This is a genomic window from Actinoplanes sp. TBRC 11911, assembly GCF_012933445.1.
Taxonomy (GTDB): domain Bacteria; phylum Actinomycetota; class Actinomycetes; order Mycobacteriales; family Micromonosporaceae; genus Actinoplanes.
The window spans coordinates 133,357-147,124 of record NZ_JABBNC010000019.1; the positions used below are offsets into that span (position 1 = coordinate 133,357).

Annotated in this window: 11 protein-coding genes; 9 read left to right on the forward strand and 2 right to left on the reverse strand. The window is 68.8% G+C overall.

Features of this window, described 5'->3' with window-relative positions; translation table 11 throughout:
* From HH310_RS24715 to nuoN, 8 genes are read left to right on the forward strand one after another with little or no spacing between them, the layout of a single operon-like run.
* Positions 1-2,475, forward strand: coding sequence for an NADH-quinone oxidoreductase subunit G (locus HH310_RS24715; RefSeq protein ID WP_169178011.1), 2,475 nt, complete (start codon positions 1-3; stop codon positions 2,473-2,475).
* Complete coding sequence (nuoH, locus tag HH310_RS24720; protein WP_169178012.1) at positions 2,472-3,851, forward strand: NADH-quinone oxidoreductase subunit NuoH; 1,380 nt, start codon at positions 2,472-2,474, stop codon at positions 3,849-3,851. The genes HH310_RS24715 and nuoH overlap by 4 nt, the downstream gene beginning before the upstream one ends.
* 1 nt (position 3,852) lies before the next feature.
* Positions 3,853-4,449: an NADH-quinone oxidoreductase subunit NuoI gene (gene nuoI, locus HH310_RS24725; protein WP_169178013.1), complete on the forward strand. Its 597-nt coding sequence runs from the start codon at positions 3,853-3,855 to the stop codon at positions 4,447-4,449.
* A complete protein-coding gene (locus HH310_RS24730; protein ID WP_169178014.1) occupies positions 4,446-5,189 on the forward strand; it encodes an NADH-quinone oxidoreductase subunit J in 744 nt (247 codons plus the stop codon). The genes nuoI and HH310_RS24730 overlap by 4 nt, the downstream gene beginning before the upstream one ends.
* Positions 5,186-5,485 (forward strand): NADH-quinone oxidoreductase subunit NuoK, encoded by a 300-nt coding sequence (gene nuoK, locus HH310_RS24735; RefSeq protein ID WP_169178015.1) that lies wholly within the window; start codon positions 5,186-5,188, stop codon positions 5,483-5,485. Before HH310_RS24730 ends, nuoK begins: the two co-directional genes overlap by 4 nt.
* Positions 5,486-5,497: 12 nt before the next feature.
* Positions 5,498-7,423 carry an NADH-quinone oxidoreductase subunit L gene (gene nuoL / locus HH310_RS24740; RefSeq protein WP_169178016.1) on the forward strand — a complete coding sequence of 642 codons (1,926 nt, stop codon included), beginning with the start codon at positions 5,498-5,500 and terminating at the stop codon, positions 7,421-7,423.
* A complete protein-coding gene (locus tag HH310_RS24745; RefSeq protein ID WP_169178017.1) occupies positions 7,420-8,958 on the forward strand; it encodes an NADH-quinone oxidoreductase subunit M in 1,539 nt (512 codons plus the stop codon). Before nuoL ends, HH310_RS24745 begins: the two co-directional genes overlap by 4 nt.
* A 2-nt stretch (positions 8,959-8,960) precedes the next feature.
* A complete protein-coding gene (nuoN, locus tag HH310_RS24750) occupies positions 8,961-10,493 on the forward strand; it encodes an NADH-quinone oxidoreductase subunit NuoN (protein ID WP_169178018.1) in 1,533 nt (510 codons plus the stop codon).
* Between the two features lie 53 nt (positions 10,494-10,546).
* Here the strand turns inward: nuoN and HH310_RS24755 are convergent, their stop codons facing one another.
* Both HH310_RS24755 and HH310_RS24760 read right to left on the reverse strand, forming a co-directional pair.
* The gene (locus HH310_RS24755) at positions 10,547-11,551 is read right to left on the reverse strand and encodes a polyprenyl synthetase family protein (RefSeq protein ID WP_169178050.1); all 1,005 of its coding nucleotides are present in this window, start codon (positions 11,549-11,551) and stop codon (positions 10,547-10,549) included.
* A gap of 55 nt (positions 11,552-11,606) precedes the next feature.
* Positions 11,607-12,785, reverse strand: coding sequence for an MFS transporter (locus tag HH310_RS24760; protein ID WP_169178019.1), 1,179 nt, complete (start codon positions 12,783-12,785; stop codon positions 11,607-11,609).
* 152 nt (positions 12,786-12,937) lie between these two features.
* Here HH310_RS24760 and HH310_RS24765 point away from each other — a divergent pair, with 152 nt between their 5' ends.
* Positions 12,938-13,732 carry an IclR family transcriptional regulator C-terminal domain-containing protein gene (locus HH310_RS24765; RefSeq protein ID WP_169178020.1) on the forward strand — a complete coding sequence of 265 codons (795 nt, stop codon included), beginning with the start codon at positions 12,938-12,940 and terminating at the stop codon, positions 13,730-13,732.
* Positions 13,733-13,768: the final 36 nt, after the last annotated feature.

Consider the following 13,768-nt stretch of genomic DNA (forward strand, 5'->3'; position numbering starts at 1 on the left):
ATGACCGACCTTGCGAAGAAGACCGACACCGTCACGCTCACCATCGACGGCATCGAGGTCACCGCGGAGAAGGGCGAGCTGGTCATCCGGGTCGCCGAGCGGATGGGTATCGCCATCCCGCGCTTCTGCGACCACCCGCTGCTGGACCCGGCGGGCGCCTGTCGGCAGTGTCTGGTCGAGATCGAGGGACAGCGCAAGCCGGTCGCCTCGTGCACCCAGGCGGTCGCCGAGGGCATGGTGGTCAAGACCCAGCTCACCTCGCCGGTCGCCGACAAGGCGCAGCACGGCGTGATGGAGCTGCTGCTGGCCAACCATCCGCTGGACTGCCCGACCTGCGACAAGGGCGGCGAGTGCCCGCTGCAGAACCAGGCGATGTCCAACGGCCGGGTCGACTCGCGGTTCCACGAGCACAAGCGCGAGTACGAGAAGCCGATCCACATCTCCAGCCAGGTGCTGCTGGACCGCGAGCGCTGCATCCTCTGCCAGCGCTGCACCCGGTTCTCCGAGGAGATCGCCGGCGACAAGTTCATCGACCTGATGGACCGCTCCTCCGGCGAGCAGATCAACGTCTACCGCGACGACTTCTTCGGCGGCGCCGGCACCGGTGACGGCCAGGTCGGCGAGGGCGAGGGCGACGTCGCCTTCGACTCGTACTTCTCCGGCAACACCATCCAGATCTGCCCGGTCGGCGCGCTGACCGGCGAGCAGTACCGCTTCCGCGCCCGCCCGTTCGACCTGGTCTCCTCGCCGACCGCGTGCGAGCACTGCGCGTCCGGCTGCTCGATGCGGGCCGACCACCGCCGCGGCAAGGTGCTGCGGCGCCTGGCCGGCGACGACGCCGCGGTGAACGAGGAGTGGAACTGCGACAAGGGCCGCTGGGGCTTCCGGTACGCGACCGCGAACGACCGGATCATGAACCCGCTGGTCCGCGACGCCGCCACCGGTGAGCTGCGCGAGGCCTCCTGGAGCGAGGCGCTTCTCGCCGCCGCGACCGGCCTGCAGGGCGCCAAGGGCAAGGGCGTCGGCGTGCTGACCGGCGGCCGGCTCACGGTGGAGGACGCGTACGCGTACGCGAAGTTCGCCCGGGTCGCTCTCGGCACCAACGACATCGACTTCCGGTCCCGCCCGCTGAGCAGCGAGGAGGCCGACTTCCTGGCCGCCTCGGTCGCGGGTGTCACCGACGTGACCTACGAGGACGTCGAGAACGCGTCGTCCGCGGTCATCGTGTCGTTCGAGCCGGAGGAGGAGAGCCCGATTCTCTTCCTGCGTCTGCGCAAGGGCCACAACAAGAAGAAGCTGCAGGTCACGGCCATCGCGCCGTATCTGTCCCGGGGCCTGAGCAAGATCGGCGCCACGCTGGTCCAGGCGGTCCCCGGCGACGAGGCCCGGCTGCTGGCCGACGACCCCGCGGTGGCCGCGGCGCTCAGCGCGCCCGGCTCGCTGCTGCTGGTCGGCGAGCGCCTGGCCACCGTGCCCGGCGGTCTGTCCGCGGCGGCCGCGCTCGCCGAGCGCACCGGCGCCCGCCTCGCGTGGATCCCGCGCCGGGCCGGCGACCGCGGCGCGGTCGACGCCGGCCTGCTGCCCAACCTGCTCCCCGGCGGCCGTCCGGTCAACGACCCGGCGGCCCGCGCGGAGCTCTCGCTGAGCTGGGGCGTCGAGACCGGCGCGCTGCCCAGCGTGCCCGGCCGCGACACCGACGGCATCATCGCCGCGGCGGCCGCGGGCCGGCTCGGTGGCCTGCTGGTCGGTGGCGTCGACACCAACGACCTGTCCGACCCGAGGCTGGCCGAGCAGGCGCTGGACGCGGCGGACTTCGTGGTCAGCCTGGAGATGCGGCCCACCACCGTGACCCGGCGCGCCGACGTGGTCCTGCCGATCGCCCCGGCGCAGGAGAAGGCCGGCACCTACATGGACTGGGAGGGCCGGCTGCGGTCCTTCGAGACGGTCCTGCCGAGCACGTCGATGACCGACGGCCGGGTGCTCGAGGCGGTCGCCGCTCTGATGGAGGTAACCCTCGGGACCGGCGACGTGATGGCGATCCGCCGCGAGCTGGGTTCGATGCCGGCGAGCAACTCGGCCCGCCCGGTGGCCCCGATGGTCGCGGCGGGCGCGCCCGCCAAGCCCGGCGCGGGTGAGGCGGTCCTGGCGACCTGGCACCACCTGATCGACCAGGGCTCGCTGCTGGACGGCGACGACGTGCTCAAGGGCACCGCCCGCCTCCCGCAGGTGCGGATCGGCAAGGACGTTGCCGAGACTCTCGGCGTGGCCGAGGGCGATGTGGTTACGGTCAGCACGGACCGAGGCGGGATCTCCCTCCCGGCCGCGATCACCGACCTGCCCCCGCAGACGGTGTGGGTTCCCACCAACTCGCCGGGCTCGACGCTGCGTCGCAGCCTCGGCGTCACCTCGGGCGCGATCGTCCGGCTCACCGCCGGAATTCCGGGCCCGATCCTCGCCGAGGGGGCAACCGTATGAATCCGCCGTTGACGATCCTGGCGGCACACGCCCAGGATCCGACGCTCCAGACCTTTGAAGACACGGTCTGGTGGGTCACCCTGATCAAGCTGTTCGGGGTCTTCGTCATCCTGCTGCTGCTGACCCTCTTCACGATCAACTATGAGCGCAAGGTCGTGGCCCGCATGGCGGTCCGGCCCGGCCCCAACCAGGTTGGTCCGAAGGGGTGGCTGCAGAGCCTCACGGACGGCATGAAGCTGCCGTTCAAGGAAGAGATCATCCCGAAGACGGCCGACAAGATCGTCTACTTCATCGCGCCGGTGATCTCGGCGACGACGGCGTTCACCGCCTTCGCCGTGATCCCGTTCGGCGGCGTGGTCAGCATGTTCGGTCACAAGACCGCGCTGCAGCTCACCGACGTCCCGGTCTCCGTGCTGGTGCTGCTCGCCTGCTCCTCGATGAGCGTGTACGGCGTGGTGCTGGCCGGTTGGGCCTCCGGCTCGACGTACCCGCTGCTGGGCGGTCTGCGGTCGAGCGCGCAGATGATCTCGTACGAGGTCGCCATGGGTCTGTCGATCGTCGCGGTCTTCATGACGGCCGGCACCATGAGCACCTCGCAGATCGTCGCGGCGCAGGCGCAGGGCAACGAGAGCTCGATCTCGATCTTCGGATGGCACCCGACGACGCCGAGCTGGTACGCGGTGCTGCTGCTGCCGAGCTTCGTCATCTACATCATCTCGGCGGTCGGCGAGACCAACCGGGCGCCGTTCGACCTGCCCGAGGCGGAGTCCGAGCTGGTCGGCGGCTTCCAGACCGAGTACTCGTCGTTCAAGTTCGCGCTGTTCTACCTCGCCGAGTACATCAACATGATCACGGTGTCGGCGTTCTGTACCACGCTGTTCCTCGGCGGGTGGCGAGCGCCCTGGCCGATCACGGCGTTCTGGCACGGCGCGAACTCCGGCTGGTTCTCGATGATCTGGTTCTTCGCCAAGGTGCTGATCCTGCTGTTCGGGTTCATCTGGCTGCGGGCTACGCTGCCTCGGATCAAGTACGACCAGTTCATGCGCTTCGGGTGGAAGGTCCTCATCCCGGTCAACCTGGTGTGGATCCTCTTCCTCAGCTATGTGAAGGTCGCCAACAACCACCTCTCGGACACGACCAGGTGGCTCACGATCGCCGGCATCGTGGTGGTCGTCCTGCTGGTCGCGATGCTCTGGCCGAGCGCTCGCAAACCACGAGAGCTCTCCATCGAGGAGCAGCTAGCAGCGCGGCCGCCGGGCAGTTTCCCGGTTCCGCCGATGGATCTTCAGGTACCCCCGAGCCCGCGGGCCCGCCGAGCGGTGGCCGAACGCGCCCCCGCCACGGTCGGCGGCGAATCCGAAACCAAGGAGGTGTGACGTGGGCACGTTCACGGGATCCTTCAAGGGCTTCGGTGTGACCTTCGCGCACATGTTCCGCAAGGTCGTCACTACCGACTATCCGTTCTCGCCGCCGACCCCGGCGCCGCGCTATCACGGCCGGCACATCCTGAACCGTCACCCGGACGGCCTGGAGAAGTGCATCGGCTGTGAGCTGTGCGCCTGGGCCTGCCCGGCGGACGCGATCTACGTCGAGGGTGGCGACAACACCGACGAGGAGCGCTACTCCCCGGGCGAGCGGTACGCGAAGATCTACCAAATCAACTACGCGCGCTGCATCTTCTGCGGCCTGTGTATCGAGGCCTGCCCGACCCGTTCGCTGACCATGAGCAACGAGTACGAGCTGGCCCGCGACAGCCGGCAGGACCTGATCTTCACCAAGAAGGAGCTGCTGGCGCCGCTGCTGCCGGGCATGGAGCAGCCGCCGCACGCGATGCGCCTGGGCGACACCGACAAGGACTACTACGTCGGCGCGCTCAGCAACCCGGGCACCTCGGCCGGCGCCGAGCGGGCACCCTGGTCGACCAACGAGGCCACCGACGGGACCGGGGAAGCGGCCAAGGAGGCGGTCCAATGAGCCACGTCTCCACCGGTGAGGCCTTCGCCTTCTGGATCCTCGGGTCGATCGCGGTGATCGGTGCGCTCGGTATGGTCCTGGCCCGCAACGCGATTCACTCCGCGCTGTGGCTGGTCCTGACGATGCTGTGCCTGGGCTTCATCTACGTGGTGAACTCGGCGCCGTTCCTCGGCGCGGTGCAGATCATCGTCTACACCGGCGCGATCATGATGCTGTTCCTCTTCGTGATCATGCTGGTCGGCCGGGACGCGTCCGATTCCTTGATCGAGACGCTACGCGGACAGCGGGTCGCCGCGATCGTTCTGGGCATCGGCTTCGCCCTGCTGGTCGGCACCGGCGTGGCCCGCGCGCTGACCGACATCCCCGCGGTGGGGTTGCAGGCGGCGAACGCGAACGGCAACGTCCAGGGCCTGGCCGCGCTGCTGTTCACCCGATACGTGTTCGCGTTCGAGGTCACGTCGGCGCTGCTCATCACGGCGGCGGTCGGCGCGATGGTGCTGGCGCACGTGGAGCGGGCCAAGAGCGAGATCATCGACCAGATCACGCGCATGAAGCTGCGCTTCCGCCCCGGGGCGTACCCGGGTGCCAAGTCCGGTCCCGGCGTCTACGCGAACACGATGTCGGTCGCGGCGCCGGCCAAGCTGCCGGACGGCAACGGCTCCGATCGGAGCATCTCGCCGATCCTTCCGGTCCGTGAGCTGACCGAGCGGGAAGCGGCACCGAAGGGAACAGAGAAATGACTCCCGACTACTACCTCGTGCTTTCGGCGATCCTGTTCACCATCGGCGCCGCCGGTGTGCTGATCCGCCGCAACGCGATCGTCCTGTTCATGTGCATCGAGCTCATGCTCAATGCCGCGAACCTGGCGTTCATCACGTTCAGCCGCATCAACGGCAGCCTGGACGGCCAGATCGTCGCGTTCTTCGTGATGGTCGTGGCGGCCGCCGAGGTCGTGGTGGGCCTGGCGATCATCATGTCGATCTTCCGGACTCGGCGCTCGGCGAGCGTCGACGACGCGAACCTCCTCAAGTACTAAAGGGGCCTTCACGTGGAACAGACAGTGGAGTATGCCCACGCGACGGGGGCGCTGAGCGGGATCTGGCTGTTGGTGGCCATTCCGCTCGCCAGCGCCGCGATCCTGCTGCTCTCCGGCAAGCGGGCCGACAAGTGGGGACACTGGCTCGGTGTCTTCGCGGTGGCCGCCTCGTTCGTGCTCGGGTTGATCTTCTTCTTCAGCCTGCGCGGACTGGACGCGGGCGCGCGCTCGGCCCAGCAGAGCCTGTGGGACTTCATCACCGTCGGTGGGCTGCATGTCGACTTCGGCCTGCTGTTCGACCCGCTGTCCGGCGTCTTCGTGCTACTGATCACGGGCGTCGGTTCGCTGATCCACCTGTACGCGGTCGGGTACATGCAGCACGACCCGGGGCGCCGGAAGTTCTTCGGTTACTTCAACCTCTTCGTCGCCGCGATGTTGCTGCTGGTACTCGGCAACAACTACGTGATGCTGTACTTCGGGTGGGAGGGCGTGGGACTCGCCTCTTACCTGCTTATCTCGTTCTGGTACAACCGTCCATCCGCGGCGACCGCCGGCAAGAAGGCGTTCCTGATGAACCGGGTCGGCGACGCCGGCCTGGCCGTCGGCATCTTCCTGATGTTCGCCACGCTCGGCAGCACGCAGTATTCGGACGTCTTCAATGGCGTGAGTTCGCTCTCCAGCACGACTGTCCTGATCATGGGCATCCTGCTGCTGCTGGGCGCCGCCGGTAAGTCCGGTCAGTTCCCGCTGCAGGCCTGGTTGCCGGACGCGATGGAGGGCCCGACCCCGGTCTCCGCCCTCATCCACGCCGCGACCATGGTGACCGCGGGCGTCTACCTGATCGCCCGCTCGAACGCCATCTTCTCGGCCAACCACACGCTGCAGCTGATCGTGGTCAGCGTCGGTGCGGTCACGCTGCTGATGGGCTGCATCATCGGCGCCGCGAAGGACGACATCAAGCGGGTGCTGGCCTGGTCGACGGTCAGCCAGATCGGGTACATGTTCCTCGGCGTCGGGCTCGGCGGCGGGGCGTACGCGCTGGCGATCATCCACCTGCTCGCGCACGGCTTCTTCAAGGCCAACATGTTCCTCGGCGCCGGCTCGGTCATGCACGGCATGCATGATCAGGTGGACATCCGGAGATTCGGCGGCCTGCGCAAATACATGAAGTGGACCTGGCTCACCTTCATGATGGGCTGGCTCGCGATCATCGGCATCCCGCCGCTGTCCGGCTTCTTCTCCAAGGACCCGATCATCGAGGCGGCCTTCGAGCGCGGCGACTGGACCTCGTGGCTGTTCGGCTGGGCCGCGCTGATCGGCGCCGGTCTGACCGCCTTCTACATGACGCGGCTGTTCGTGCTGACGTTCCACGGGCCGGAGCGCTACACCGACGACATCAAGCATCCGCACGAGTCGCCACCGGTCATGTACATCCCGCTGGTGCTGCTGGCGATCGGCTCGATCGTGGCCGGTGGACTTCTGCACTACGGCGGCTTCCAGGACTGGCTGCGGCCGGTCACCGGCGAGGGCGTCGAGCACGACCCGGTCATGGCCGCCTGGCTGATCAGCACGCTCGGGGTTGTCTTCGCGGTCGTCGGCGCGCTGATCGCCATCGCGCTGTTCCGCAAGGGCACGGCCCTCGAGCCGCAGCCGGCCGGCGCGGTCGTCACGGCCGCCCGCAAGAACCTCTACACGGACGCCTTCAACGAGGGGGTGTTCGAGCGCCCCGGCATCTACCTCACCCGGGCGCTGGTCTACCTCGACAACAAGGGCATCGACGGGCTGGTCAACGGCGTCGCGGCCGGCGTCGGTGGCAGCTCCGGCCGCCTGCGGCGCCTGCAGACCGGATTCGTCCGCTCGTACGCCCTCTCGATGCTCACCGGCGCCGTGATCGTGGTCGGCGCCTTCCTCGCGATCCAGCTGGGGTGGATTCAGTGAACGACTTTCCCTTCCTGGGAATCCTGACGCTGCTCCCGCTGGTGGGCGCGGTCGTCGTGGCAGCGATTCCTAAACGGCGGTCCGAGCTAGCCAAGATCGTCGCGTTTGTCTGGTCGCTGGTGGTGCTCGCGCTCACCATCGTCATGTGGGTCGCGTTCAAGACCGGTGGCGCTCGCTTCCAGTTCCACGAGTCGTACGCGTGGATCCCGTCCTGGGACGCTCGCTTCACCTTCGCGGCCGACGGCATCGCGCTGGTCATGCTGATGCTGATCGCGATCCTGATGCCCGTGGTGATCCTGGCGTCCTGGCACGACGTGGATCAGAGCAAGCGGTCCGCGCCGACGTACTTCGCGCTGCTGCTGGCCTTCGAGTTCACGATGATCGGCGTCTTCGCGGCCGCCGACGTCTTCCTGTTCTACGTGTTCTTCGAGGTCATGCTCATCCCGATGTACTTCATCATCGGCTCGTTCGGTGGCCAGCGCCGCCAATACGCCGCGGTGAAGTTCTTCCTCTACAGCCTGGTCGGCGGCCTGTTCATGCTGGCCTCGGTGATCGGGCTGTGGGCGCTGGCCGGGCACACGTTCGACTTCGCGCACCTGATGGACTCGGCGCAGGCGATCAACCAGGGCACGGCGCGCTGGCTGTTCCTCGGCTTCTTCGTCGCCTTCGCGATCAAGGCGCCGTTCTTCCCGTTCCACACCTGGCTGCCGGACGCCGGTGGTGCCGCCCCGGCGGGTGCTGCCGCGCTGCTCGTCGGCGTGATGGACAAGGTCGGCACGTTCGGCATCCTGCGCTACTGCCTGGTGCTCTTCCCGGAGGCGTCGCGCTGGTTCGCCCCGGCGGCCCTGGTCCTCGGGGTCATCGGCATCCTGTACGCGGCACTGCTGGCGGTCGGGCAGAACGACCTGAAGCGGCTCGTCTCGTACACGTCGATCGCGCACTTCGGCTTCATCGCCATCGGCATCTTCGCCTTCACCAGCCAGGCCGGAACCGGCTCGGTGCTCTACATGGTCAACCACGGGCTGGCGACCGGCCTGCTGTTCATCGTGGTCGGCATGTTCGTGGCCCGGCGCGGCTCGAACCTGGTGAGCGACTTCGGCGGTGCGGGCAAGACGATGCCGGTGATGGCCGGAATCCTGTTCTTCGCCGGCCTGGCCTCGCTGGCCCTGCCCGGAACGGCGCCGTTCATCAGCGAGTTCCTGGTCCTGATCGGAACGTTTACGGTCCACAAGGTCTACGCGGTCATCGCCACGGCGGGCATCATCCTGGCCGCCGCGTACGTGCTGTGGATGTTCCAGCGCACCACTCAGGGCACGGTGAACCCGGCGCTCGAAGCGGTGCCGGCTATGAAGAAGGACATCACCCTGCGGGAGAAGGTCGTGGTGGCCCCGCTGATCCTCCTGCTCCTCCTGCTCGGCTTCTACCCGAAGCCGGTCACCGATGTGATCAACCCGGCAGTCCAGGCGACCATGCAGGACGTCGGCACGACCGATCCGGGTCCGACGGCGGTCGCGAACGGAAGGGCGGCGCGCTAGCCATGCCAGACCTGCAACTACCCGCGATCGACTACAGCGCGCTCGCGCCTATGTTGATCCTTTTCGGGGCGGCCTGTGCCGGCGTCCTGGTGGAGGCGCTCACGCCCCGCCAGTCGCGGCACCGCATCCAGCTCGGACTGTCGTTCCTCGCGCTCATCGCGGCGTTCGTCATGGTGCTCGTGAACTACGACACCCGGAAGATCACCATCGGTGGCGCGGTCGCGGTGGACGGGCCGGCGCTCTTCCTCCAGGGTTCGCTGCTGGTGCTCGGCGCCGTCTCGCTGATGCTGATCGGCGAGCGGTCGATCGAGAAGGGCGGCGCGTTCGTCTCCCAGGCCGCGGTCACCGTCGGCTCGGAGCGCGACCTGCGCCAGGCGGGCGACCAGCCCGGCGCCACCGAGGTCTACCCGCTCACGCTGTTCGCGCTCGGCGGCATGCTGCTGTTCGTGTCCGCGAACGATCTGCTGACCATGTTCGTCGCGCTCGAGGTGTTCTCGCTGCCGCTGTACCTGCTGTGCGCGCTCGCCCGGCGCCGCCGCCTGCTCAGCCAGGAGGCCGCGCTCAAATACTTCCTGCTGGGCTCGTACGCCTCGGCGTTCTTCCTGTTCGGCATCGCGCTGATCTACGGCTTCTCCGGCAGCATCAGCCTGAACGCCGTGCACGCCGCGGTGGCCGACCCGCAGCGCAGCCAGGTGCTGCTCTACGGCGGCCTGGCGTTGATCGCGATCGGCCTGCTCTTCAAGAGCGCGCTGGCCCCGTTCCACGTCTGGACCCCGGACGTCTACCAGGGCGCTCCCACGCCGATCACGGCGCTGATGGCGGCCTGCACCAAGGTCGCCGCGTTCGGCGCGCTGCTGCGCATCCTGTACGTGGCGTTCGAGGGCGTCCGCTGGGACTTCCAGCCGGTGCTCGGCGCGGTCGCGGTGCTGACGATGCTGGTCGGCGGCATCCTGGCGGTCACCCAGACCGACATGAAGCGCCTGCTCGCCTACTCGTCGATCGCGAACGCCGGCTACGTGATGGTGGGCGTTCTGGCGCTCAACTCGGACGGGCTCAGCGGCACGATGTTCTACCTCGTGGCGTACGGCTTCTCGGTTCTCGCCGCGTTCGGCATCGTCACCCTGGTCCGCGACGCGGACGGGGAGGCGACCCACCTCTCCCGGTGGGCCGGTCTGGGCCGCAAGAGCCCGCTGTTCGCCGGTGCCTTCACGTTCGTCATGCTGGCCTTCGCCGGCATCCCGCTGACCAGCGGCTTCACCGCCAAGTTCGCGGTGTTCGGGGCGGCCGTCGAGGGCGGTCAGACCTGGCTGGTCATCTTCGGCGTGATCAGCAGCATGCTGATCGCGTTCCCGTACCTGCGGGTGGTCGTGCTGATGTGGCTGTCGCAGCCCGGTGAGTCGACGCCGACGGTGTCCATCCCCGGCTTCATGACGTCGGCCGCGCTGACCATCGGCGTGGTCGCGACCCTGGCGCTGGGCGTTGTCCCGGCACCGCTGATCGACCTGACCCGGGACGCGTCGACCTTCGTCCGCTAGCGCGGCACAAAAAGAAAGGCCCCGGGCGAAATGCCCGGGGCCTTTTCCATAAGTCAGCTTGTTCGGTCGGCGATGAAATCGCATAGCGCGTCCATGGCCCGCTTCGCCTCGCCGTCGGGCAGCGGCGCGAGCTCCGCGCGGGCCTGCTCCGCATACATCCGGACGGTCTCCCGCGCGCGCTTCATGGCGGCCGACTCACGCAGCAGCGTCAGCGCCTCGGCGTGCAGCTCGTCGTCGGTGAGCGGCCCGGCCGACAGCAGCTCGCGCAGCCGGGGGTCGGTGTCGTCGCCGTCCAGCGCGTACAGCACCGGCAGCGTCGGCACGCCCTCACGCAGGTCGGTGCCCGGCGTTTTGCCGGACTCGACCGATTCGGACGAGATGTCGAGCAGGTCGTCGGAGAGCTGGAAGGCGATGCCAATCGTTTCCCCGTACGCGGCGAGCGCCTGGACGTCCTTGGCCTCGGCACCCGAGAACAACCCGCCGAAGTGCGCCGACGTGGCGATCAGCGAACCCGTCTTCTCCATGATGACGTGCAGGTAGTGCTCGATCGGATCGGTGCCGCGCGGGCCGGCCGTCTCGGCGATCTGCCCGTGCACCAGCCGCGCGAACGTGCGCGCCTGCAGGTGCACCGCCTCGGGCCCGAGCGAGGCCGCGATGTCGGCGGCTCGCGCGAACAGATAGTCACCGACGAGGATCGCCACCGAGTTTCCCCAGCGCGAGTTCGCGCTCGGCGAACCCCGCCGGACCAGCGCCTCGTCCATCACATCGTCGTGGTAGAGCGTCGCGAGATGCGTCAGCTCCACCACGTTCGCCGCCGCGATGATCTCCGGCAGTTCGGGATCCCCGAACTGCGCGCCCAATGCGACCAGGATCGGCCGGAATCGCTTGCCCCCCGCATCGGCGAGATGGCGCGCGGCCTCGGCCACCAAGGGGTCGGCGCTGGCGACATTCGTCCGCAGCGCCTCCTCCACGGCGGCCAGCAGCGCCGTCACCGAGGCATCGACGGCGGGGTCGATGTCCAGGCCGAGCGCTGTCAGCGTCAAATCACCCGTGCTCACCACGCTTTCACGATGCCACACCGAGTCCGCGTCTGGGTGCCAGGGGTCTTGGACGTCAGATTGTGTGGTGACGCAACATCTGGCTGCCCAACAGCATGAGCGCGCCGGCCGCGACCATCGCCACGGCGGCCACCAGCCACATGGTGGGATAGCCGGTCGCGGTCGCCAGCGCGCCCAGGCCGAGCGGGCCGACGCACCCGCCGGCGTAAATCCCGGTCTGTGTGATCGACGTCGCTGCGGCCGGCGCCTGCGGATGTAATCGCACCACCGCGAAGTTCACCAGGCCCGGCCATGACCAGCCGAGTCCGAAACCCATCACCACCCCGATCACCAGCGGCACCGAGCCGGGGACGGCCAGCAGCGCGAGACCGGCCGCGCCGCAGGCCAGCATGCCGGAGATCACCGCGATCTGCCGGCCCGGGTGCCGGTCCGCCTGCCAGCCGCCGGCGAGCCGGGCGGCCACGCAGACCGCGCTGCCCAGCGTCAGCGCGAGGCCGGCCGGTCCGGGTGCGATGCCCCGGGCCACGGCCGAGTCGACCAGGAAGGTGCCGAGCGCGTTGGCGGACCCGGCGGCCAGCGTCCCGGCCAGTCCGATGACGAGCAGCGCCGCGGTGGCCTGCTTCGCGTCACGTGAACGCTCGGAGCGCGACGTCTCCGGATCGGCCGGCACCGCCAGCACCGCCGTGGCGGCCAGGAGACCGGCCAGGACGAACGCCCATCGCCAGCCGAGGGTCAGGGCCACCGTCGGGACCGCGGCGCCCGCCAGCAGCGTACTGACGGGAATCGCGGCTTGCTTGACGCCGAAGGAGAAACCCTGCCGCCGGGCCGGGACGTGCCGCGAGAGGCTGGTGTTGCTGGCGAGCTGGCCCATCGCGTTGGCGCCGGCACCGAGAGCGAGGATCGCGATGAGACTCCACAGTGCAGTGGCGAAGGCGGCGACGCCGATGAGTGAGGCGGCCGCCAGCCCGATTCCGGCGCGGGAGACGCGGACCGCGCCGTACCGCTCGACGAGCACGCCGGCCGGGACCGACGCGATCGCGCTGACGCCGAAGTAGGCCGAGACCGCCAGGCCCAGGCCGGCGGGGGAGAAGCCGAGTTCGTCACTAATTTGCACCGCCAGGCCGCCGACCAGGAAAACCGGGATCGACACGGCGACGGTGGTGGTCAGCGCTCCGACCGCGGCGCGCCACGGACTGACCCGCGGAGACGCCAGGGATATCACACGCGAAGCCATCCATCTCAGACTATGCCCGCAGAATGCATCCATGCGCGTTGAGTGCGAATGACCACACGCCTCGTGTAAATCGATCGTGATCAACACGGTTTTGGCATTCCGTCGGAGGAAGATTATTCATATGGTGTAAGTCCCTGGCGTCGGAGGTAGCTGTGCGCGACCCCCTGGCGGAGCCGTCCGATCTGATCCGGAGCGTGTCCCGCGCTTTGCGCGTACTCGAATCGGTCGGTCGGGCCCCGCGCGGACTCACCGTGAAGCAGATAGCGCGACGGTGCGAGTTGACCGTCGCGACGACCTACCACCTTGTGCGCACTCTGGCCTACGAGGGCTACGTGATCCGCCGAGAGGACGGCACGTACATCGTCGGGCTGGAGATCGCCGATCGTTATCGGGAGCTGGTCTCCGCGTTCCGGGGACCGCCCCCGGTCGGGGAGGCGTTGCGCCGTGCCGCGCTGGACAGCGGATACAGCCACTACTTGGGCCGCTTCGTCGGCGGCCGGATCGCGGTGACCGCGTCCGCCGAGGGGCCACGCTCGCCGTTCATCGAGGACATGGCGCCGGGCTTCGACGAGGGCGGGCACGCCACCGCGCTCGGCAAGGCGCTGCTCGCCACGCTGACCCCCGACCAACGTGCCCGATACCTGCGCGACTACGGGATGAAGCAGTTCACGCCGGCCACGCTGAGCACACCCGAGGCGCTCGAGGCCGACCTGGCCGCGGGCGAGCGTCGCGGGATGCAGCTGGAGATGGGCCAGTTCCGGCAGGGGCTGGCGTGTGCCGCCGTGCTCGTCGTGCCGGACCGCGACATCGAGCGCCGGCTGGTGCTGGCGTGCGCGTTGCCGGCCGCCGAGATGCTCACCTCCGCGCGAATCGTGCGGGCCAAGCTGACCTCCGCCGCCCGTACGGTGGCCGAGGCCCTCTCCGCGGGAGAGTCCGCTACGGCCTGACGTGGTGTTGAACCCACCAGGTCCCCCTTGCGTAAG